The 20,248-nt window shown below is 64.6% G+C and carries 20 protein-coding genes; 11 read left to right on the forward strand and 9 right to left on the reverse strand.

The window, feature by feature from the left end; all coding sequences use genetic code 11:
* Positions 1-68: 68 nt before the first annotated feature.
* The gene (locus tag MOV80_RS20350) at positions 69-581 is read right to left on the reverse strand and encodes a MarR family transcriptional regulator (RefSeq protein ID WP_249605447.1); all 513 of its coding nucleotides are present in this window, start codon (positions 579-581) and stop codon (positions 69-71) included.
* A 129-nt stretch (positions 582-710) separates the two neighbouring features.
* On the opposite strand from MOV80_RS20350, the gene MOV80_RS20355 reads away from it, so the two are divergent.
* Together MOV80_RS20355 and MOV80_RS20360 are read left to right on the forward strand one after the other, a co-directional pair.
* Positions 711-1,613 carry an EamA family transporter gene (locus MOV80_RS20355; RefSeq protein ID WP_249605450.1) on the forward strand — a complete coding sequence of 301 codons (903 nt, stop codon included), beginning with the start codon at positions 711-713 and terminating at the stop codon, positions 1,611-1,613.
* Between the two features lie 46 nt (positions 1,614-1,659).
* A complete protein-coding gene (locus MOV80_RS20360; RefSeq protein WP_043593824.1) occupies positions 1,660-2,277 on the forward strand; it encodes a nitroreductase family protein in 618 nt (205 codons plus the stop codon).
* 428 nt (positions 2,278-2,705) lie between these two features.
* Here MOV80_RS20360 and MOV80_RS20365 read toward each other — a convergent pair whose 3' ends face one another.
* Complete coding sequence (locus MOV80_RS20365) at positions 2,706-3,104, reverse strand: MerR family DNA-binding transcriptional regulator (protein WP_019100088.1); 399 nt, start codon at positions 3,102-3,104, stop codon at positions 2,706-2,708.
* 145 nt (positions 3,105-3,249) lie between these two features.
* Here MOV80_RS20365 and MOV80_RS20370 point away from each other — a divergent pair, with 145 nt between their 5' ends.
* Both MOV80_RS20370 and MOV80_RS20375 read left to right on the forward strand, forming a co-directional pair.
* The gene (locus MOV80_RS20370; RefSeq protein ID WP_081575999.1) at positions 3,250-4,938 is read left to right on the forward strand and encodes an AMP-binding protein; all 1,689 of its coding nucleotides are present in this window, start codon (positions 3,250-3,252) and stop codon (positions 4,936-4,938) included.
* A 93-nt stretch (positions 4,939-5,031) separates the two neighbouring features.
* Positions 5,032-5,703, forward strand: coding sequence for a UPF0149 family protein (locus MOV80_RS20375; RefSeq protein ID WP_043593818.1), 672 nt, complete (start codon positions 5,032-5,034; stop codon positions 5,701-5,703).
* Positions 5,704-5,791: 88 nt separating this feature from the next.
* Here the strand turns inward: MOV80_RS20375 and MOV80_RS20380 are convergent, their stop codons facing one another.
* The 4 genes from MOV80_RS20380 to MOV80_RS20395 form a co-directional block, all read right to left on the reverse strand.
* Entirely contained in the window at positions 5,792-6,214 is a 423-nt protein-coding gene (locus tag MOV80_RS20380; protein ID WP_146176084.1) for a hypothetical protein, read from the reverse strand.
* A gap of 434 nt (positions 6,215-6,648) precedes the next feature.
* Positions 6,649-7,749: an alkene reductase gene (locus MOV80_RS20385; RefSeq protein ID WP_118268147.1), complete on the reverse strand. Its 1,101-nt coding sequence runs from the start codon at positions 7,747-7,749 to the stop codon at positions 6,649-6,651.
* A 45-nt stretch (positions 7,750-7,794) separates the two neighbouring features.
* A complete protein-coding gene (locus MOV80_RS20390) occupies positions 7,795-8,535 on the reverse strand; it encodes an NADPH-dependent oxidoreductase (protein WP_019100093.1) in 741 nt (246 codons plus the stop codon).
* Positions 8,536-8,629: 94 nt separating this feature from the next.
* Positions 8,630-9,226, reverse strand: coding sequence for a TetR/AcrR family transcriptional regulator (locus MOV80_RS20395; protein WP_019100094.1), 597 nt, complete (start codon positions 9,224-9,226; stop codon positions 8,630-8,632).
* Between the two features lie 292 nt (positions 9,227-9,518).
* Between MOV80_RS20395 and MOV80_RS20400 the strand changes: the two genes are divergently transcribed.
* Together MOV80_RS20400 and MOV80_RS20405 are read left to right on the forward strand one after the other, a co-directional pair.
* Positions 9,519-10,367 carry a 5'-nucleotidase, lipoprotein e(P4) family gene (locus MOV80_RS20400; RefSeq protein WP_107732715.1) on the forward strand — a complete coding sequence of 283 codons (849 nt, stop codon included), beginning with the start codon at positions 9,519-9,521 and terminating at the stop codon, positions 10,365-10,367.
* 156 nt (positions 10,368-10,523) lie between these two features.
* Positions 10,524-11,090, forward strand: a complete 567-nt coding sequence (locus MOV80_RS20405; protein ID WP_019100096.1) for a MarR family transcriptional regulator — start codon at positions 10,524-10,526, stop codon at positions 11,088-11,090.
* A 10-nt stretch (positions 11,091-11,100) separates the two neighbouring features.
* Here the strand turns inward: MOV80_RS20405 and MOV80_RS20410 are convergent, their stop codons facing one another.
* Positions 11,101-11,580, reverse strand: a complete 480-nt coding sequence (locus MOV80_RS20410; RefSeq protein WP_107732714.1) for a VOC family protein — start codon at positions 11,578-11,580, stop codon at positions 11,101-11,103.
* A gap of 290 nt (positions 11,581-11,870) precedes the next feature.
* Here MOV80_RS20410 and pgaA point away from each other — a divergent pair, with 290 nt between their 5' ends.
* The 4 genes from pgaA (at position 11,871) to pgaD (ending at position 18,097) form a co-directional block, all read left to right on the forward strand.
* Positions 11,871-14,294: a poly-beta-1,6 N-acetyl-D-glucosamine export porin PgaA gene (gene pgaA, locus MOV80_RS20415; RefSeq protein WP_107732713.1), complete on the forward strand. Its 2,424-nt coding sequence runs from the start codon at positions 11,871-11,873 to the stop codon at positions 14,292-14,294.
* Complete coding sequence (pgaB, locus tag MOV80_RS20420; protein ID WP_019100100.1) at positions 14,294-16,252, forward strand: poly-beta-1,6-N-acetyl-D-glucosamine N-deacetylase PgaB; 1,959 nt, start codon at positions 14,294-14,296, stop codon at positions 16,250-16,252. The genes pgaA and pgaB overlap by 1 nt, the downstream gene beginning before the upstream one ends.
* 127 nt (positions 16,253-16,379) lie before the next feature.
* Positions 16,380-17,627 carry a poly-beta-1,6-N-acetyl-D-glucosamine synthase gene (gene pgaC, locus MOV80_RS20425; protein WP_233423371.1) on the forward strand — a complete coding sequence of 416 codons (1,248 nt, stop codon included), beginning with the start codon at positions 16,380-16,382 and terminating at the stop codon, positions 17,625-17,627.
* Positions 17,624-18,097, forward strand: a complete 474-nt coding sequence (gene pgaD / locus MOV80_RS20430; RefSeq protein ID WP_019100102.1) for a poly-beta-1,6-N-acetyl-D-glucosamine biosynthesis protein PgaD — start codon at positions 17,624-17,626, stop codon at positions 18,095-18,097. Before pgaC ends, pgaD begins: the two co-directional genes overlap by 4 nt.
* Position 18,098: 1 nt before the next feature.
* On the opposite strand, the gene MOV80_RS20435 is transcribed toward pgaD, so the two are convergent.
* The gene (locus MOV80_RS20435) at positions 18,099-18,674 is read right to left on the reverse strand and encodes a YIP1 family protein (protein ID WP_107732712.1); all 576 of its coding nucleotides are present in this window, start codon (positions 18,672-18,674) and stop codon (positions 18,099-18,101) included.
* An 82-nt stretch (positions 18,675-18,756) separates the two neighbouring features.
* Between MOV80_RS20435 and MOV80_RS20440 the strand changes: the two genes are divergently transcribed.
* Positions 18,757-19,179, forward strand: coding sequence for a helix-turn-helix domain-containing protein (locus tag MOV80_RS20440; RefSeq protein ID WP_107732711.1), 423 nt, complete (start codon positions 18,757-18,759; stop codon positions 19,177-19,179).
* Positions 19,180-19,456: 277 nt separating this feature from the next.
* Here MOV80_RS20440 and MOV80_RS20445 read toward each other — a convergent pair whose 3' ends face one another.
* Positions 19,457-20,242: a transporter substrate-binding domain-containing protein gene (locus MOV80_RS20445; RefSeq protein WP_240333826.1), complete on the reverse strand. Its 786-nt coding sequence runs from the start codon at positions 20,240-20,242 to the stop codon at positions 19,457-19,459.
* Between the last annotated feature and the right edge of the window lie 6 nt (positions 20,243-20,248).

Genomic DNA, 20,248 nt, shown 5'->3' on the forward strand with positions numbered 1-20,248 from the left:
AGCCTCAAGCCCTGATTTTAAGCCATGCGGGACACTTTGACCGCAGGTGGGCGCAGATTAGGCGGGCGTCATGACGCAGGAGGCTCCAAGACCGCCAGCAATTCCGCCAGCTTGCGGTCCAGCGCGTCCTGGCTGCGTTGGCTGAGGCCGGACAGGATGGCGTGCTCGTTGGCCACGTGGGCGGTGACGGCGCGGTCTATCAGTTCCAGCCCGCTCTCGGTCAAGCGCACCAGGGTGCTGCGCGCGTCCTCGGCGCAGGCGGGGCGGTCGATCCAGCCCTTGCTTTCCAGCACTTTCAAGCGGTGGGTCATGGTGCCGGAGCTGATCATCAGCGAGGAGAACAGCGCGGTGGGCGCCAGGCTGTGCGGCGCGCCGGCGCGCCTGAGCGTGGCCAGCACGTCGAACTCCCAGCCGCTGAGGCCGAATTGCTCGAAAGTGGCGTCCAGCCTGTGCTGCAGCAGGATGGAGCAGCGGCGCAGCCGGCCGATCAGGCCCATCGGCGCCACGTCCAGGTCCGGCCGTTCCCGGTGCCATTGCGCCAGGATGGCGTCCACGGCGTCGCCGGCGTTCTGTTGCGTCATGCGCATTCCTTTATCTTGAATTCAAGATTTTGTTTGTCTTGAATTCAAGGCAATGTTATCTTGAATTCAAATCAGTTTTCGATGCGATTATAAGCGATTGCGAAAGGAATGCCCATGTCTGCGCGCCTGATGGCCTCCCGTTGGAGCGATGTATTGTTGACCGCGCTGGCTCCGGCGATCTGGGGCTCAACCTATATCGTCACCACCCAGCTGCTGCCGCCGGACCGGCCGTTCACCGCCGCCTTGCTGCGGGTGCTGCCGGCCGGCCTGTTGTTGATCCTGGCCGGCCGCCACTTGCCGCGGCGCGGCGACTGGGGCCGTCTGCTGGTCTTGTCCGCCTTGAACATCGGCGTGTTCCAGGCGCTGTTGTTCGTTGCCGCCTACCGTTTGCCGGGCGGCCTGGCCGCGGTGCTGGGCGCCACCCAGCCGCTGTTGGTGATGGGCCTGGCCTGGGGGCTGGACGGCCGTCGCCCGGCGCGGACGGCCGCCTGGGCCGGCGTGGCCGGAGTGGCGGGCATGGCGGCCTTGCTGCTGTCACCGGGCGCGGTCTGGGACGGCGCCGGCATGCTGGCGGCGCTGGGCGGCGCGGCGGCGATGGCCAGCGGCACCTATCTGACCCGGCGCTGGCGGCCGGCCGCGCCGCTGGCCGCCTTGACCGGCTGGCAGCTGGGCCTGGGCGGGCTGATGCTGGCGCCGCTGGCCTGGGCGCTGGACCCGGCCTTGCCGGCGCTGGGCGCGGTGCAGTGGCTGGGCTACGGCTATCTGTGCCTGTTCGGCGCGCTGCTGGCCTATTTGCTGTGGTTCCGCGGGCTGACGCGGCTGCCGTCGGTGGCGGTGTCCTCGCTGGGCCTGCTCAGCCCGCTGACCGCGGTGTTGCTGGGTTGGCTGCTGCTGGGGCAGGCGCTGGGGCTGTTGCAGCTGGCCGGCCTGGCCACGGTGTTGGCCAGCGTGCTGGCGGTACAGCGCAGCATGGCCGCGCCGCCGCCAGCGGACAATCGGATCATGGCCGGCGCGGCGCGCGTCCGGTCTTGAGCGGTAATGAAATCAATCAGAAGAAATCATCATAAGGAGTCTGTCCATGAAGAGCGCTTTGCAAACCCTGTTGGAAAACCGCGTGTCGGCCAATCATTTCGATCCCGCCCACGTGTTGGCGGATGCGGAGATCGAGCAACTGCTGAACGCCGCCACCCGCGCGCCGTCGGCCTACCATTTGCAGAACTGGAAGTTCGTCGCGGTGCGCAGCGCCGGGGCCAAGCGTCGTTTGCAGGCGGCCAGCTACGGCCAGCAAAAAGTGGCGGACGCGGCGGTGACTTTTATCTGCTGCGGCACCTTGAACGCGCATCGCGGGCTGGAGGCGTCGCTGCGGCCGTCGGTGGACGCGGGCATCCTGCCGCCGGCGGTACGCGACGGCTGGCTGCGCGCGGCGGAGAGCGCCCATCGGGACGACGCGAGGGCGCAGCGCGACGAGGCGATCCGTTCCGCGTCGCTGGCAGCGATGGTCTTGCTGCTGGCTGCGGAGGAGCGCGGCCTGGCCAGCTGCGCGCTGGGCGGTTTCGACGCCGAGGCGGTGGCGCGGGAGTTTGACCTGGCCGCGGACGAGCTGCCGGTGATGCTGGTGACGGTGGGGCGCGCGGCGGCCGGCAATTGGCCGCAGAAGCCGCGCCGGCCGGTGGCCGAGGTGATGGTGTTGGCTTGATGGTCTGTCTTACGATCTTTTTTGATCGGAAGTATTGTTCAAAGCATTGAATCCGCTACGCGGATGATGGTTTAGGGCCGGTTCCGCCCGGCAAACGGAAAGGGAGATTTGCGCGGCCAAATCTCCCTTTACCCTAAAGGCCGCCCTGCAAGCCTGGCCTACGGCTTCCCGCCGGTTCCCGTCAGTCCCGAGGCGCGGCTGGACTCGCAGCGCGCTACCGTCGCGCTGCTCGAACAGGCAGCCGCTTAAGACCTCGGGCCTGCCACCCGTCGGCAGGCTTGAAGGGAGCAGGGGCCCATCGGATACGTGGTTTCCTGCGTTTCTAGCAACGCTCTATCGCGCTTACAAAAGATTGTAAACAGGCTCTGAAAGCCGGCTCGATGGCTGCTGCCTTATCGCTGGCGAGGCCTTGAGCCGGTTTGAATCGATCAGGCGCTGCGCGCGGCCGGCGGCTGCGCCAGCACCGTGCGGCAGTGGCTTTCCAGGCGGGTGATTTCTTCCAGCACCGCGTCGATGTCGCGGCGTTGTTCTTCCAGCTGGCGGCGGCGCTCCAGTACCAAGTCCAGCAGTTTTTGCGACTGGCTGGCCTCGTCGTGGGCCTGTTCGTACATGTCCAGGATTTCGCGGATGTCGGATAAGGACAGACCGATGCGCTTGCCGCGCAGGATCAGCTTGAGCCGGGCGCGGTCACGGCGGTTGAATACCCGCTGGCGGCCGTCGCGCTGGGGTTCTATCAGGCCCTGTTCCTCGTAGAAGCGGATGGTGCGCAGGGTGACGTCGAAATCGCGCGCCAGGTCGGAGATGCTGAAGAATTCGGGTTCGGTCATGGTGTGTTCCAAGGCAAGCGGCGATTGTAGCTTTTTTTTAACGCGTTCTCAGCCCTAGCATGATTTACGTTTACGTAATCGTCAACTTGTGGGATGAATGAAATAAATAAGAGCGATACGTACCGTCTACCAGGAGAGAGATTCGATGACCCTGCCCAGCTATGTCCATGGCGCCAGCGCGCAGCCCTTGATCGGCCAGACCATCGGCCAGTTATTTGACCAGACCTGCCGCGAGCATGCACGCAGCGAAGCGTTGGTGGTGCGCCATCAACAGATACGTTGGAGCTATGAGGAGCTGCGCGAGCAAGTGGACCGGCTGGCCTGCGGCCTGATCCGGCTGGGGCTCAAGCCTGGCGACCGCATCGGCATCTGGTCGCAGAACAACGCCGAATGGGTACTGACCCAGTTCGCCACCGCCAAGGCCGGGCTGATCATGGTCAACATCAACCCGGCTTACCGCCGCTCCGAGCTGGAGTACGCGCTGAGCAAGGTGGGCTGTCGCGCGCTGGTCCTGTCGCCCAGCTTCAAGAGCAGCGACTACCTGGCGATGGCGGCCGATCTGCTGCCGGAGCTGGCCGTTTGCGAGCCGGGCCGGCTTAAGTCCGCCGCCATGCCGCAGCTGGAGATCGTGATCCGGCTGGGACAGCAACGCACGCCGGGCATGCTCAATTTCGCCGATCTGATGGCCGTGCCGTCGGCGGAGGAGAAAGCCGGGTTGCAGCGCTTGGGCGAGACGCTGCAGTTCGACGACGCGATCAATATCCAGTTCACCTCCGGCACCACCGGCAGCCCCAAGGGCGCCACCCTCACCCATCACAACATTTTGAACAACGCTTACTTCGCCGGCGCGGCGATGGCTTTCGGCCCGGACGACCGGCTGTGCATTCCGGTGCCGCTTTACCACTGCTTCGGCATGGTGCTGGGCACCTTGCTGTGCTTGACCCACGGCGCGACCATGGTGTTTCCGGCGGAGAGCTTCGACGCGCAGGAGGTGTTGCGCGCGGTGCAGGAGGAGGGGTGCACCGGCCTGCACGGGGTGCCGACGATGTTCATCTCGGTGCTGGACCGGCCGGATTTTTCCGATTACGACGTGTCCACGCTGCGTACCGGCATCATGGCGGGCAGCCCGTGTCCCATCGAGGTGATGAAGCGGGTGACCCGCCAGCTCAACATGAGCCAGGTCACCATAGGCTACGGCATGACCGAAACCAGCCCGCTGAGCTTTCAGAGCGCCACCGACACGCCGCTGGACAAGCGCGTGGCCACGGTGGGGCGCATCCACCCGCATGTGGAGGTGAAGATAGTGGACGTGGAAGGGCGCATTGCGCCGCGCGGCCAGAGTGGGGAGTTGCACACCCGTGGTTATTCGGTGATGCCGGGCTATTGGGGCGATCCGGCCAAGACCGCCGAGGCGATAGACGCCGCCGGCTGGATGCGCACCGGCGATCTGGCGGAGATGGATGCCGATGGCTATGTCAACATCGTCGGCCGGGTCAAGGACATGGTGATCCGCGGCGGCGAGAACATTTACCCGCGCGAGGTGGAAGAGTTTCTCTACCGCCATCCCAAGATTCAGGATGTGCAGGTGATTGGGGTGCCGGACGATAGATTCGGCGAGGAGTTGTGCGCCTGGATCCGGTTGCGCGACGGCGAAAGCGCCAGCGCCGACGATATCCGTGCTTTTTGCCAGGGGCAAATCGCGCATTACAAGATCCCGCGTTACATCGAATTCGTCGATAGTTTCCCGATGACCATCACCGGCAAGATCCAGAAATTCGTCATGCGCGAGAAGATGAAGGAGAAGTTGGGGCTGGCGGACGGCAAAACCGCCTGACCCGCCGCAAACTATGGGAACAAAAGCCCCGGCTTGCCGGGGCTTTTTGGCTTACAATGCCGCCAGACTGATCTTTAAGCTGAGGAATCCATCATGACTACCGTATTCAACGACGCCGATCTGCTGCGTCTGGAAAACCTGCTGACGCCCTTGTCCGCCAGCGGCAGCACCATGCGGCCGGACGAAGTGCAGGGCTTTTTCGCTGCTCTGGCGTGCGGTCCGGACGCGGTGGACGCCGATTTCTGGCTGGAGGAAGTGCTGGGCGACGCGCCTGCCTTTGAGAGCGCGGACGACGCGGCTGAATTGAAAACCCTGCTGCAGAAGCTGTACGACACCACCGCCGCCGCGCTGGCGGACGGCAAGGAGTTGGATCTGATCCTGTACGCTGAAGACGATAGCGACAGCGACGAGCCGGACTACTGGCCGTGGGCCAACGCCTTCCTCTACGCGCTGGACGTGGTGGACACAGACTGGTTCGAAGTGGCCGACGAGGACGAGGGCTTCGAAAGCCTGATGATGCCTATGCTGGTGTTGGGCGGAGCTTTCGAGCAAGAGGACGGCGAAGATCTGCTGACCTTCAGCGACGAGGAAGTGGAAGGATACAAGGAAGAGCTGCTGGAAGCGCTGGGCGCGGTTTACACTTACTGGCGCGCCAAGGAGCGGGCGCCCAGCACCGTGCGCCGCGAAGGTGACAAAGTGGGCCGCAACGATGTCTGCCCGTGCGGCAGCGGCAAGAAGTACAAGGCCTGCTGCGGCCGCAACTGATTCCCCGCGCGCCGCGCCGGGAGCAAAAAAAGGAAGCCGAATGGCTTCCTTTTTTCATGCTGAGGCGCCTCGGCGCTTGCTGAAATTGTTAAGTACCGGGGGTTGCTGCGGACTTTAGCGCGCGTTCGGCGGCCTCCCGGGCGTTGAGCCGGTCGATGTAGTCGAATACGTCCAATAGAGAGGTGGTCAGCGCCAGCACTTGCTCCAGCAGGCTGAAGAAGCCTTCCCAATAGCCTTTGGCGGCGCTGTCGTCGCTAAAGTCGATGTCCGCGGCGATTTGAGCGAGCAGATTGTGCAGGCCGTTGTCGGGGTTGTCCTGCAAATACTTGATGAAATGTCCTGCGAATTCGCGGCCCAGCAAATGCGCGGCGTGTTGGTCGTCTATGGGCGGAACTTGCCAACAATGGACGCCGCGCCGGTTGGACGCGTTGCCGGCAAACGGCAATTCCGCGCGGGACGTTGGGTCCGGGTCCGGACGGTAATGGCGGCGGGATGGGGTTTTGATCGACATGATCACCTCCGTGTAGCGGTTTTTCATTGCCACCCCCACGGCCAAGCGGAGGTGGCAGACCGAACAGGGTTGGCCGACCGGACTACACGACTCCGGCACACCCGCTAAGGTGTCCCCACCCGGCCCGCCATTGTGAGCGCGCACGAGTGCAGCGATCCAAACGCAAGACTCAAGCGCTTGTTCGCAGTGTAGTTCGCCGGACGGCCAAGTCCGGTGCCGCGAGGAACGGCACGGCAGCGATTGTGCACAGTTGCCCGCTGCCCGGTCAAGGCGCATGCCTGGCGTTAAAAGCCCGTCAATGCTTGCTTACGCGGCCGGTATCGGCTGAGGGCGGAAAATAGCCGGCCGGCAAGCCTGGATGGGGGAGGCAATGAAAAAACGGCGCGTTCCCACGGGAGGGGAGACGCGCCGCATGTTTGGCGGTGAGCGGCGGCTTAGCTATTCATGGACGGGTAGTCGGTGTAACCGCGCGCGTCGCCGCCGTAGAAGGTGGCCGGATCCGGCGGGTTCAGCGGCGCGCCGCTTTGCAGGCGCTCGGCCAGGTCCGGATTGGCGATATAGCTGCGGCCGAAGGCGGCGGCGTCGATATAACCTTTGCGGATCAGGGTTTCGGCCTTCTCGGCGGTATAGGCGCCGGCGCCTATGATCACCCCCGGGTAACGCTGGCGCAGCGCCTGGCGGAAGCCTTCGTCCAGCACCGGGCCGCCGGCCCAGTCCGGCTCGGAAATGTGCAGGAAGGCCAATTTGCGCTTGGCCAGCTCTTCGGCCAGGTAGAGCGCCATGTCCAGTTGGTCGGTGTTGCTGATGCCGTTGAAGATGCCCAGCGGCGAGATGCGGATGCCCACGTGATCGGCGTCCCATTCCGACACCACCGCGTCCACCACCTCCAGCAGGAAGCGCGCGCGGTTCTCCACACTGCCGCCGTATTCGTCGGTGCGGACATTGGCCTGGGGCGACAGGAACTGGTCCAGCAGATAGCCGTGGGCGCCGTGGATCTCCACCAGGTCGAAACCGGCGCGGCGCGCGTTGTCGGTGGCGCGGCGGTAGTCTTCCAGGATGTCGGCCAGCTCGGAGACTTCCAGCGCGCGCGGGGTATCGCACTGCTCGCGCACCAGGCTGCCGTCGGCGGCGCGGATATTGGTGCGGCTGTCGGCTTGGATAGCCGACGGCGCCACCGGCGCTTCGCCGTCCGGTTGCAGCGAGCGATGGGAGATACGGCCGGTGTGCCACAGCTGCAGCGCCGTCAGCCCGCCCTTGGCGTGCACCGCGGCGTTGACCTTGGTCCAGGCCGTCACTTGCGCTTCACTGTAGATGCCCGGCGCGCCGGCGTAGCCCTTGGCGGTGGGGGAGATGTGGGTGCCTTCGGCCACGATCAGGCCGGCGCCGGCGCGTTGGGCGTAATAGGTTTCCGCCAGCGCGGTGGGCACGTCGCCCGGCTCGGTGTTGCGCAGCCGGGTCAGCGGCGCCATCGCCACTCGGTTTTTCAGGGTCACGGCGCCTACGCGCAGCGGGGTGAACAGTTTGTCGGCTTGCATTGCGGTTTCCTTGGCTCTAAGCGGGAGAAAGTGGGATGGGCGCGATCACTGATCGAAGCCGAAACCCTGTTTGCGCGCCACCGGCGCGACCTGCGGGAAATACACGTTGCGGTAGTACTGCGCGGTGTTGGCGGACCAGGGCTGGCCGTCTGCGCGCTGAATGCTCTTCCAGTAATCCATGATGGCGGCGTCGTACTGCGCGATCATTGCAGGCAGTTCCGCCGCTTGGTAGCGTTCACGATGCACGAAGCTGGCGCGCGGCAGCCGCGGTTTGATCGCGCTGTCCTGATCGGCGTAGCCCAGTACCACACCCACCAGCGGGAAGGTCAGTTCCGGCAGTTCCAGCAGCTCCACCATGGCCTGCGGATCGCGGCGGATGCCGCCGATGGGCACCACGCTGAGGCCGGCGGAGCGGGCCGCGGTCATGAGGTTGCCCAGCGCGATGCCGGCGTCCACCGCGCCGACGGCGAAGGCTTCCACGCTGTTGTGTATCACTTGCTCGGAACCGGCTTTTTCCACGCCGATACGAGTCTTGTAGAAATCCGGCACGATGGCGACGAAGACCGGCGCTTGGGCGATCCACGGCTGACCGCCGGCGATCTCGGCGATTTTCCGGCGGCGTTCCGCATCCTGAACCACCACCAGCGTCACTTGCTGGCCGTTGATGGAGGTGGGGCCTTTCCAGGCGGCGTCCAGCACTGCATCCAGCACCTCGGCGGGAATGGGCTTGTCCTGGTAGCTGCGCACGCTGCGGTGCTCTTGCATCAGTTCCAGTGTCGGGTTCATGCTTTAGGCTCCTTAAAGTAGACCAGTCGTCTAGTTGTAATTTCAAAATAACCCGCTCCGGGGAGCGGGGAGTGTGCGAGCGGCTTCGTGTTGTTTACGGAGCGCGCAGAATTTGTTGCGTGTGCGTCATCGCCGCCAGCAGCGGGGCGCGCGAGTGTTGGGTCTTGAATAGCAGCGCGCTGCCCACCCACAAGCTGTACAGCGCGCTGGCGGTTTCGTCCGGCAGCAGGTCCGCGTCCAGCGATCCTTCCTGTTGGCCGCGGCGGATGCAAGCGGCCAAATTGCGCACTACAAAGCTCATGCCTTCGGCCAGCGCTTCGCGCATCGGCTCGGACAGGTCGGACACTTCGGCCGCCAGCTTCACCGCCAGGCAACAGCGTTGCGGCTCGTCGCAGCGATGGGTTTCCAGCCAGCCGTCGAAATAATGCAACAGGCAATCGCGGGCGCTGCCGGCGTCCTTGGACAGAAAGCTAACCAGTCTGCCGTCGTATTTCTCAAAATAACGGCGCAGCAGTTCCACGCCATAGCCTTCCTTGCTGCGGAAGTAATGGTAGAACGAACCCTTGGGCACGCCGGCCGCGCCGAGGATTTCCGCCAGGCCCACGGCGGAGAAGCTCTTGCCTAGAATGATGGCTTCGCCGGTGGCCAGCAGGTGTTCGCGAGTGTCTGAAAACTGGTTGGGACGTGACATGGGCTGAAGTCTACTAGACCGGTCGTCTAGTTTCAAGAAATTTTTCAATCCTCGGGGGAGGCGAGGCGTTGGCGGCAAATCAGGCGGACAGGGCATGCTTTTGGTATGGCAAATATTGATAATAAGAATCAATTCTCATTAAGGTGCCGGGTTTACGCTAAAAACCCGTGCAAAGTCTCGCTCTAGCTCGCGAGATCATAAACAGGTTTAAAGCTAGGTCGTCTCAAGGTAGATTGTCCAGGTTCCGTGGTGTCCGGGACCTGGACAAGAGCAAACGACAAAGGAGATTCCCATGAACAAACTCAGCCGCGCCGCCATCGCCGCGCTGTGCGCGCTCAGCGTAGGATACGGCGCGCAGGCAGCCGAGGCCGACAACCGCAACGGCCCGTCCGGCAACGGCGGCAACAATCTGTTGATCGCCGCGGCGGCCTGGAAGCAGACCGCGGCGGAATACCGCGCGCTCTACCACCAGGCTTTCAATCTGGCGCGGATGCGGCTGGATCAGGCGCTGGCGGCGCGCAAGCCCGGCGACAAACCGCTGGCCGTGATCACCGACATCGACGACACCGTGCTCAACGCCGTCAATTACTGGGGCTATCTGATCCAGAAGGACCGGGATTTCTTCGACGACGCGATCTGGGACAAATGGATTCCGGAAAACAAGCTCACCGCCACACCCGGCGCGCTGGACTTCTTCAATTACGCCAAGTCGCAGGGCGTGGAAGTGTTCTACGTCAGCAGCCGTGACCAGGGCGACAAAACCTATGAGTACGCGCTGGGCAATTTGCGCGCCGTCGGCTTCCCCTACGTCGACGAAAAACACGTGACCATTCTGCGGGACAGCTCCAACAAGGAGCCGAGGCAGAAGGAGATTGCCGCCCAGTACGAGGTGGTGCTTCTGCTGGGAGACAACCTCAACGATTTCCAACGCAAATACTATGTGAAGAATGTGGACGAGCGGGCGCGGCTGATGGAGGAAGACCGCGAGCTGTTCGGCCGCAAATTCATCCTGATGCCCAATCCCACCGACGGCCACTGGATGCGCGCCATCTTCGGCGATTCCGAACCGCCGGCCACGGACCGCAACCGCGAGATATTCAAGAAAGCGGCCAGCAAGTCCGCCTGGCGGCCGGCGCCCTGAGAACGCGTTTACGATCTGGCGAGCCTGGATCCTACGGGCGTTTGCTTCGCGCCGTGCCCGCCACTATGATAGCCGCGGGAGCGCCGCGCGCTGCCCTCGTTTCCGCGGTAGGCGAAGCCTGCCGCGGGTTTGATTCCTCCTCTATGTCTTGAAGCCATGCCCGCCGACGCCGCCACCTCCTTTCCTCCGTCCGATGCCTCCGCCGCCGTGCGCGCGCTGGAGCCGGCCATCGCCCCACATTTGCAATTGCTGGCGCATAGCGCCGGCGAGGAGGTGAGCCAGACCCACGCCAAGCTCGGCCTGCTGCTGCTGTGGTTGAGCGACGACGTGCTGGACGCGGTGAACGCGGATCTGCAGGCTTTGGATGTGACTGAAAGCAAGCTGAACGTGTTGATGCTGTTTTCGCTGCAAGAGCGGGGATGGTGGCGGAACGGGCCGCTCACCCCGTCGGCGATAGCCGACTATCTGGGCGTGACCCGCTCCACCGTTACCGGCCAGCTGGATTGGCTGGAACGGCGCGGTCTGCTGCAAAGGCAACTGCGCGACGAAGACCGCCGCAGCCTGGATTTGAGCTTGACCGATGCCGGCCGGGAACTGCTGCGGCAAGCGCTGCCGGGCTTCTGGCGCGCTTGCCAGCGCCTGACCGAGGCGCTGGACGAGAGCGAATGCGCGGCGCTTTGGTCCTTGCTAGCCAAGGTGTGGAGTAGATTGAAAGCGGACTGAACCCGTCTTTTCAGCGCGGCGCGCTGGGCTGCGCGCCCGCCGCCGCCAGCGCGTCGGCGCGGGCGCGGTCGCTGGCTTTGCAGCGGCAGTGGCCGATCTGATGCAGCTCTATCAAGTGGCCGGCCGGGTCGCGCAGGAACAATTGCGTCAGTTCCGGCGCGGCGATATTGGCCTGTTTCCAGTGGACGATGCCTTGCCGCAGCAATTCCGCCTCCGCTTGGGCGATGTTCCTCACCGCCAGCGCTACGTGATTGTCCACCGGATCCTGATCCGCGCCCTGCGCATACGGAGACACGCCGTCGTTGCCCAATAGATGAATCTGGCAGTCGTTGCCCAGGTCCAGGAAAAATCCGGGTACCCCGGGGATGTGCCAGCGGCCGCCGTCGGCGTCCAGGCCCAGCACGTCGCGATAAAACGCGCCCATGGCCTCAACCAGGTTCAGCGGCATGCGCAAGCCATGATGGTGCAATTCCAATACTTCGATAGGCATAGTTTGATTCCTTGAGTGGATGAGGTAAGGCGGCCGCCTGTCGTTATATAGTACGTTATGCGTACTATACGTCAAGCATATTTTATTGGGAAGAATGGAATCGTCAGTCGAACCAGCAAGCTGCGCGCCAGCGGCTATATTGGCCTCATGCGAGTGGGGTCGGTTTTCATGTGGATAATTTTAAATCATAGATTTAAATAGAAAAAAAGCTTGCTATCTAATTAGGTGAAATTTAGTATTGGTTTAATAACTTATAACTCGATGTTGATAGAGACCATGACGGGTCAAGCATGACGCGAAATCTATTCACCAGCCTGACCGCTGGTTTGTTGTTGGCCGGCGCCGCGGCGGGCGCGGAAACGCCGGTCTGGAAACAGCCGGAGTACGCGGCGGCCATTGTCCAGGCTAGGGCAGGGCAGACTGCGCCGGCGCTGGCGATGCTGGAGCGGGAGCGCGCGCGAGGACCGTTGGCCGCGCCCTTGCTGGACGATTATTTGACCCTGTTGTGCTGGAGCGGGCGCGGCGCGGAGGCCTTGCGGCTGCTGCCGGGTCACGAAGCCGACATGTCGGCGGACGCGCTGACGCTGCTGGCGCGCGTTGCGCGCGACCAGCGCGACGCGGCGGAGGCCGAACGGTTGTACCGTTTGTTGTTGGCGCGTCAGCCGGCGGCGGGCTACCGTGCCGGGCTGGCGATGGCCCAATCCGAGGCCGGACACGGCGCGGCGGCGCTGGCCACTCTGGACGCCGCGCCGGCCGGCTCGTCGGCAGACGAACTGGAGTTGACCCGAGCGCGTGCATACGTCTTGCTGCAAAGCGGGGACCTGACCCGGGCGCTGGACTATCTGATCCGCGCGCGGGCGCGCTTTCCCGGAGACCCGGAGCTGGAGCGTAGTTATCTGGGCTGCTTGCTCCGCTTGGGGGCGCCGTGGCAGGCAGGTCAAGCGTCCATCGCGGATCCCCGGCTGGCCTTGCAGGTTGATTTCGACCGCGCGGCGACTTTGAGTCGTTGGGGACGCATTCAGGAAAGCCAGGACAGCGGACCTGGCCGGCACGCGCAAACCGACGCGGCGCTGAAGCTTAATCAGGACATCGCGGCGCGGCCTGAAGCCGCGCGGCCGCCGTTCGCCGCGCTGGCCGCGGACGACCGCGTGCAAATGTTGCAGCAGCGCGGCTTGTCGGCGCAGGCCATCGCTCTGGACCGGCGGCAGGCCGGCCAGGCGTGGTCGCCGTATGCCCGCGCGGCCTTGGCCGACGCTTACCTCAACCAGCGCCAGCCGCTGCGCGCAGAGGAGCTGTACCGCTCGGCGTTGCGCGACGCGCCGCAGGCGGACGAGGCGCTGGATTGGCGCATCGGCCTGGTTTACGCCCTGCTGGAGTCCGGCCAGCACGCCGCCTGCCGCCGGGAGCTGGCCGCGTTGCAAGCCACCGCTCCCCGGCTGAAAACCGACCGCGCCAGCGGCCGGCGCGTGTTCAATCCGGCGTTCCAGCGCGTGGCCTTGCTGGACGCGATGGTGACCGCCTACCAAGAGGACACCCGCGGGGGCTGGAAGAAGATGGAGGCTTTGCTGGACGAAGCGTCATTTAATCCCGAATTGCGACAGAACCAGGGCAGCCTGGCACTGATGCGCGGCTGGCCGCGGCTGGCGCGAGGCGTATTCACTCGGCTGAGCGTGGACGAGCCGGACCAGCCGGAAGCGGCGGCAACCGGCTTGGCCGGCGCCGCGCTGGACTTGCAGGAGCTGGACGAGGCGGACCGCCAGCTGCTGAGGCTGAGCGAGCTGGATGTGGACAATGCCGGCGTGCGCCAGCTGAGGGAACGCGCCCGGCTGGAACGGCGGCCGGAGCTGGTGCTGGAGGGGAAGAAGGATTTGAGCGGCGGCCAGGGCGCGGGCGAACAAAACGCCTGGGAAAGCTCGGCGCGGCTGTATTCCTCGCCGTTCGGCCACTGGCGCTTGTTTGGTCTGCACCAGTTGCAACGCGCCAGCTATGTGAACGAGACGGCCTCGGCACGTTACGAGGCGCTGGGAATGGGCGCGGAATGGCGCGGCGAACAAGGGCGCGGCGAATTCGGCCTTACCGGTCAGATAGACGGCGGGCGTCGCGGCGGCGCTTTCGCCGGCTACGACTGGACGCCGGACGACTATTGGACACTGGGTGCTCGCTTTGAGCTGAACAGCGCTGAAGCGCCGTTGAAAGGCCGCCTGGACGATGTGCGCGGCAACCGGACCCAACTGAGCCTGCAATACCGCGCCGACGACTATCGCAGCTACGCCTTGCAAGCCGAGGCTCTGTCCTTGTCCGACGGCAATCTGCGCCGCGCGGTGTCTGCCAACTGGGACCAGCGCTGGGTCAGCGGCCCGCGCTACAAGCTCAACACCATTCTGACGCTGGCGGCCAGCGCCAACGACGCGGTGCCGTCCGCCCGCTACTTCAACCCGCGCGCCGACGGCGAGGCCTCGGTGACGGCGATGCAGGAATGGAAGCTGTGGGGCGAGTACGAAACCACCTGGCATCAGCGCCTGGGCTTGACGCTGGGGAGTTACACCCAGCGTGACTTCGGCGCCGGCGGCGTGTGGGGTCTGCTGCTGGAACAAGAGTGGCGCTGGGGCAGCCGCGGCAGCCTGCGCTACGGCTTCACCCGGGTGCGCCATCCCTATGACGGCAAGGCGGAAACCGGCAACAAGGTGTATCTCAATCTGGATTGGCGCTTCTGATGAAAATGAAACAATGGCTGGCGGCCCTGATGACGGCCTGCCTGTTGTGGAGTGGCTGGGCGCAAGCGGCGGCCGGTCGGCTGGTGATCCTGTGCTACCACGAGGTGGACAAGACCGACAGCGGCGCGTCGGACCCGTTCGCGGTGGACGCCCGCGCGCTGGTGAAACAGATGGAATGGATGCGGGGCCAGGGCTACAGCTTTGTCAGCTTGCAGCAGGTGCTGGACGATCGCGCCGGCGGCAAGCCCTTGCCGGACAAGGCGGTGCTGCTGACTTTCGACGACGGTTACCGCAGCGTGTACACCAATGTCTATCCGGTGCTGAAGCTGTTCCAGGCGCCGGCCGTGATTGCGCTGGTGGGCAGTTGGCTGGAAGCGCCCGAGGGCAGCCAGGTCAGCTACGGCGACGGCGTGGCGGGGCGGAGCAAATTCCTGAGCTGGGAGCAAATCCGCGAAATGCGGGCCAGCGGCCTGGTGGAAGTGGCCAGCCATAGCTATGCCTCTCATCTGGGCGTGCTGGCCAATCCCCAGGGCAATCTTGAGCCGGCCCTGACCGCCCGCGCCTACCGCGCCGGCGGCTACGAAAGCGAATCGGCTTATCTGGCGCGCATCCGCGACGATTTGCGCCGCAACAGCGCGCTGCTCAAGGCGCGGCTGGGCGCGGCGCCCAGAGCGATGGTGTGGCCTTACGGCAGCTATTCGCCGCAGGCGGCGAAGGTGGCGGCGAAGGAGGGCATGCCGGTGACCATGGGGCTGGGCGCGGGCATCAACGACCGCGCCACCCCGCTGTCCTCGCTCCGCCGGGTGCTGCTGGACGCCAATATGGACCTGGCCGATCTGGCTTACCAATTCAAGCAGCTGAACGGCTGGCCGGACGGCGTCCGGCCCGAACCCAGCCGCATCATGCACGTGGATCTGGATTACATCTACGACCCCGACCCCAAACGTCAGGACGAAAACCTGGGCCGGCTGCTGGACCGGGTCAAGGCCATGGGCGTGAGCACCGTCTACCTTCAGGCCTTTGCCGATCCCGACGGCGACGGCGTGGCGCAGGCGCTGTATTTCCCCAACCGCCATCTGCCGATGCGCGCGGACCTCTTCAACCGCGCCGCCTGGCAATTGCAGACCCGGGCCAACGTCAGGGTCTACGCCTGGATGCCGCTTTTGGGCTTTGCCCTGCCGGCAGGCCATCCGCTGGCAGGCGAACGGGTGCTGGCGGAGCAGACCGGAGGCGCTCAGGCCAAGGTGCAGGGCTATGCGCGGTTAACCCCGTATTCCCCGCCGGTGCGCCAGCTGATCCGCGAAATTTACGAAGACCTGGCGCGCAGCTCCCGCTTCGGCGGCTTGTTGTTCCACGACGACGCCACCCTGTCCGATTTCGAAGATGCCGGCCAGGCGGCGCGTCAAGCGCGGCAAGGGCAGGGCTTGGCCGCCGACGTGGCCGAAGTGCGCGCCGATCCAGAGCAAATGGCGCGCTGGACCCGCGCCAAAACCGCCTTGCTGGACGACTTCAGCATGGAACTAGCGGCCGTGGTGCGCCAATACCAGCCGGACTTGCGCACCGCGCGCAATCTCTACGCCGAGGTGGTGCTCAACCCGGATTCGGAAACCTGGTTCGCCCAGTCCTTCGACAGCGCGTTGAACCGTTACGATCGGGTGGCGGTGATGGCGATGCCGTATATGGAAAACGCGGCCGACCCCAAGGCCTGGATGCGCCGGCTGTTCGACAAGGTGGCGGCCAAGCCGGGTGCCTTGGAAAAAACCGTGTTCGAACTGCAGGCGGTCGATTGGCGCAGCCGCAAGCCGATTCCCACCGCGGAACTGGCGGCCACGGTACGCGAGCTCAACACACTGGGCGCGCGGCATATCGCCTACTACCCGGATGATTTGTTCCATGACCAACCCAGGCTGAAGGCGTTCAAGCGGGTGTTTTCGCTGACGGCGCATCCGGAAGAATGAAGGCCGACGGCGGTGGTCAAGCGCCTGCGACAAGGCGCGCCGCGGCCGGAGCCGGGCCCTGCTCATGGGGCGGCGGGACCGTTAGACGATTGATGATTCATCGCATCAAGGGGCGAGGAGACGTGTTGTGGACCTGGCATTGATATTGCTGCTGGCATATGCCTTTTTTTATCCGTTGTTCATGGCGTATTTGTGGATGGTGGGGGCGGTGCATTACTACCTCCACTACGAAAGAAAAGATCCGCCGCTGAACCAGCCGCCAGTGCTGGATTATCCGCCTCTGAGCGTGGTGGTGCCTTGCTACAACGAGGAAGACAACGTGCGCGAGACTTTGGCCTACGCGCTGGCGCTGGACTATCCGGACTTCGAAGTGATCGCGGTCAACGACGGCAGCCGGGACGCCACCGGCGCCATCCTGGACGAACTGGCCGCCGCGCATCCGCGGCTGCGCGTGGTGCACCAGGCCACCAACCAGGGCAAGGCGGTGGGGCTCAACACCGCGCTGGCGCTTGCGCGTCATGAATACCTGCTATGCATAGATGGCGACGCGCTGCTGGACCCGTACGCGGGCAAATGGCTGATGCGCCATTTCCTGACCTCGCCGCGCGTGGGCGCGGTCACCGGCAACCCCCGCATCCGCAACCGCACCACCTTGTTGGGGCGGCTGCAAGTGGGGGAATTCACCGCCATCATCGGCCTGATCAAGCGCGCGCAGCGCACTTACGGCAGATTGTTCACCGTGTCCGGCGTGATCACCGCCTTCCGCAAGACCGCGGTTTACCAGGCGGGTTACTGGAGCGAGGACATGCTGACCGAGGATATCGACATCAGCTGGAAACTCCAGCTCAAGCACTGGAACGTGCGCTTCGAACCGCGCGCGCTGGTATGGATCTTGATGCCGGAAACCCTGCGCGGCTTGTGGAAGCAGCGGCTGCGCTGGGCCAAGGGCGGCACCCAGGCGCTGATGCGCAACGCCTGGGTGCTGCGCACCTGGCGGCATCGCCACATGTGGCCGGTGTACTCCGAATACTTCCTCAGCGTGGTCTGGTCCTACACCATGGCCGGCATCATCGTGTATTGGTTGCTGAGCCTGGTGTTGGGCGACTGGCTGCCCCAGGTGGGCACGCCGCTGATCCCGCGCTGGCACGGCATGGTGCTGGGCGGCACCTGCATGCTGCAGTTCATGATCAGCAAGATGATGGACAGCCAGTACGACGCCAAGCTGGGCAAGAACTACTACTGGATGGTCTGGTATCCGCTGGTTTACTGGCTGCTGAACGTCTGCACAACGATCGTGGCTTTCCCGCAGGCCGTGTTCCGCAAAAAGGGCAAGCGCGCGCGCTGGGTCAGCCCGGACCGGGGAGTGAGGGCATGAGCCGGCTGGGAGACGGCCTGATCATCCAGGCCTCGCACAATATGAGCGCCTTGCAGCGGCTGCTGTCCTGGTTGATGACTCTGGTGTGCTGGCTGGCGTGGTTCTATCTGTGGCTGCCGGCCTTGGCCTATGTCGGCTACCTGATCTGGGGCCGGGACGTGTTGCCTGCGGCGCTCCGCGCGGAGGATGCGCCGGAACACCTGGGCAAGCTGCTCGACTACGGCTTTGAGATCGCGCTGATCGGCTTATGTCTGCTACTTTGGTCGCGCATCAATTACTGGCGCTTCACCGGCAAGCAGAAACGCAGCCCGATCCCCAACGTCACTTTGGAGAAATTGGCGGAAGATTTGGGTTTGCCGCCGGACGAACTGCGCGAGGGCCAGGCCGCCAAGGTGGCGGTGGTCCATCATTGCGGCGAGGGCGGCATCGCCCGCATCGAAACCGTGACGCGGTTGCCGCCGCCCGCTTGAATCACCAGCCGCCGAACAAAGGCAGCAGCACCAAGGCCAGCAACAAAGCCCAGGCGGCCGCGCCGGCGCACAGCGCGCTATAGGCGAAGTGCTGGGACTCTACTTCCTCTTCCAGTCCCAATATGGCCGGCAGCCCGTGGTAGAGCAGGGCGAAGGCCGCGGCCAGGCCCAGTAGCGCGCCCAGCAGATTGAAGGCGAGATCCGGCGCCAGCAAGGCCAGGCTGGACAGCCACAGCGGCACCGCCGCGCCGGCCGCCAACAGGAAGCACTGATCGAAACCCGCGGCCAGTTTGTGGCTGGAGGCCAGGGTTTGCAGCGTCCAGGCCATTAGCGGCACGGTGGCCAGCTCCGCGATGAAAAACAAGGCAGCGGCGGCCAGCCAGCGGTCCAGGCCGGCTGCGGGCGCGTAGAGCTGGCCGTGGGCCAGCCCGGCGTAGCAGATCATCAAGGCGGGCAGCAGCGAGAACGGCAGCACCAGCTTCAGCATCAAGCTGCGCGGCGACGGCGGCCTCCCGCGCAACGCGTCCCAGCCGCCGTGGCTGGAAAACAGCATCTTCGGATAATGGCTTAGTTTCATGGCAAAGCTCCTTGAGGACGGTCTGGCATGGCGGGCGGTTACATACTCTCAATATGTATCATGATGTGATATAAATTCAAGCATGAATCCCTTTTCAGACTCCCCCGTCCTGAGCAAGGCGGATTTTGAACGCCTGTCCGAATTCCGCCATCAACTACGCGTGTTTCTGCGTTTCAGCGAAGACGCCTGCCGCGGCCACGGCCTGACCCCGCTGCAATACCAACTGCTCTTGCATGTGCAAGGCTATCCGGGCCGCGACTGGGCCACGGTGGGCGAACTGGCGGAACGTCTGCAATCCCATCACCACGGCGTGGTGGCCTTGGCCAGCCGCTGCGAGGAGCTGGGCCTGGTGCGGCGACGGCCCGGCCGCGACGACCGGCGGCAGGTGGAAATCCATCTGACCGAGGCCGGCCGCAACCAGGCGCAGGTGCTGGCCGCGCTGCACCGCGACGAAATCCGCCTGCTGCGCGATAAGCTTGCGCCGCCGGGCTTCGACCCGGCTTAGAACCTGTTTACGATCTGCTGCGCGTCGGCGATACCGCGTTAAAAACAAACTCAAAATGCTCATGTACCGTATGTACACTCCGCTTTTTCGCTTGTTTTCGCCTTGTCTCGCCTTAGCTCGCAAGATCGTAAACAGGTTCTTAGACCAGCTAACAAAAGCCCCTGATCCTGCGTTGCGCCTCCTTGGCGTACGACTTGTACTGTAGCTTCGCAGAAACTTTGTTTTCTGCGTCGACGCGCCTTGGCTCAGGTTCTCTGCGAGGTTTTGTCAGCGGCTCTTAATCGCCCAGATAGCGCCGGCGCAGCAGCCGCAGCCGGCCGTCCGCGGCGACGCGGTTCAAGGCCTTCTGCAAACGGAAGACGCGCTGGGGCGGCGTGTCCGGATTGAGTGCGAACCAGTATTGCCCTCCGCCGTCCAGCAAATAAGCCGGCGCGGCCGTGCGCGGCGGCAGTTTCAGCTTGTCCAGATGCCAGCGCATCGCCCAGTCCAGCATCGCCACCAGATCGACGCGGTCCAGCAGTAGCTTGTTCAGATTGGCCGCGTCGTCCTGGCCGGCGTCCAGCCCTTCGCGCCGCGGGTCCAGCGCCGCCAGCCGGCTGAAGGCGGCGGAGCCGGCCAGCGCGCCCACCCGATAGCGCCGCGCGTCGGCCGCGTTGCCCAGGCGGATGTCGCGGCGGGCGGACAGCCGATACAGGAAGACGCGGCGAGGGCCTATCGGCCCCACCCATTGGAACTGCGTTTCCCGCTCCGGTGTGCGCACTATGGCGAACAACAGCGCGTCCGGCGTTTTCCGCACCGTGGCGTATGCGCGCAGCCAGGGCTGAACTTCAATTTCCAGGCTGAGCCCGGCCTCCGCCGCGACCAGGCGCAAGGCCTCGGCGGCATAGCCCTTGACCCGGTCGTTTTCCACATGGCTGAGCGGCGGCAGATCCTCGGTATAGGCGTTGATGTCGGCCGCCGCGGCCGATAGCGCCCAGCATGCGCCAAGCGCCGCCAGCAGCGGGCGGATGAGTGTCCCCGGTATGACCATTTTTTGTCCGTTATGCGTGATGGTGCACAGCATGGCAGT

Source organism: Chromobacterium sp. IRSSSOUMB001, assembly GCF_023507765.1.
GTDB lineage: Bacteria > Pseudomonadota > Gammaproteobacteria > Burkholderiales > Chromobacteriaceae > Chromobacterium > Chromobacterium haemolyticum.

What these genes read in the sequence shown, in the direction of transcription:
- MOV80_RS20380 (WP_146176084.1), bottom strand. Translation starts at nt 6,214, where the DNA reads ATGTCGATCAAAACCCCATCCCGCCGCCATTACCGTCCGGACCCGGAC.
- MOV80_RS20445 (WP_240333826.1), bottom strand. Translation starts at nt 20,242, where the DNA reads ATGCTGTGCACCATCACGCATAACGGACAAAAAATGGTCATACCGGGG.
- MOV80_RS20400 (WP_107732715.1), top strand. Translation starts at nt 9,519, where the DNA reads ATGAACAAACTCAGCCGCGCCGCCATCGCCGCGCTGTGCGCGCTCAGC.
- MOV80_RS20350 (WP_249605447.1), bottom strand. Translation starts at nt 581, where the DNA reads ATGACGCAACAGAACGCCGGCGACGCCGTGGACGCCATCCTGGCGCAA.
- MOV80_RS20390 (WP_019100093.1), bottom strand. Translation starts at nt 8,535, where the DNA reads ATGAACCCGACACTGGAACTGATGCAAGAGCACCGCAGCGTGCGCAGC.
- MOV80_RS20365 (WP_019100088.1), bottom strand. Translation starts at nt 3,104, where the DNA reads ATGACCGAACCCGAATTCTTCAGCATCTCCGACCTGGCGCGCGATTTC.
- pgaA (WP_107732713.1), top strand. Translation starts at nt 11,871, where the DNA reads ATGACGCGAAATCTATTCACCAGCCTGACCGCTGGTTTGTTGTTGGCC.
- MOV80_RS20360 (WP_043593824.1), top strand. Translation starts at nt 1,660, where the DNA reads ATGAAGAGCGCTTTGCAAACCCTGTTGGAAAACCGCGTGTCGGCCAAT.
- MOV80_RS20385 (WP_118268147.1), bottom strand. Translation starts at nt 7,749, where the DNA reads ATGCAAGCCGACAAACTGTTCACCCCGCTGCGCGTAGGCGCCGTGACC.
- MOV80_RS20370 (WP_081575999.1), top strand. Translation starts at nt 3,250, where the DNA reads ATGACCCTGCCCAGCTATGTCCATGGCGCCAGCGCGCAGCCCTTGATC.
- MOV80_RS20355 (WP_249605450.1), top strand. Translation starts at nt 711, where the DNA reads ATGGCCTCCCGTTGGAGCGATGTATTGTTGACCGCGCTGGCTCCGGCG.
- MOV80_RS20395 (WP_019100094.1), bottom strand. Translation starts at nt 9,226, where the DNA reads ATGTCACGTCCCAACCAGTTTTCAGACACTCGCGAACACCTGCTGGCC.
- MOV80_RS20375 (WP_043593818.1), top strand. Translation starts at nt 5,032, where the DNA reads ATGACTACCGTATTCAACGACGCCGATCTGCTGCGTCTGGAAAACCTG.
- MOV80_RS20405 (WP_019100096.1), top strand. Translation starts at nt 10,524, where the DNA reads ATGCCCGCCGACGCCGCCACCTCCTTTCCTCCGTCCGATGCCTCCGCC.
- MOV80_RS20440 (WP_107732711.1), top strand. Translation starts at nt 18,757, where the DNA reads ATGAATCCCTTTTCAGACTCCCCCGTCCTGAGCAAGGCGGATTTTGAA.
- MOV80_RS20435 (WP_107732712.1), bottom strand. Translation starts at nt 18,674, where the DNA reads ATGAAACTAAGCCATTATCCGAAGATGCTGTTTTCCAGCCACGGCGGC.
- MOV80_RS20410 (WP_107732714.1), bottom strand. Translation starts at nt 11,580, where the DNA reads ATGCCTATCGAAGTATTGGAATTGCACCATCATGGCTTGCGCATGCCG.
- pgaB (WP_019100100.1), top strand. Translation starts at nt 14,294, where the DNA reads ATGAAAATGAAACAATGGCTGGCGGCCCTGATGACGGCCTGCCTGTTG.
- pgaD (WP_019100102.1), top strand. Translation starts at nt 17,624, where the DNA reads ATGAGCCGGCTGGGAGACGGCCTGATCATCCAGGCCTCGCACAATATG.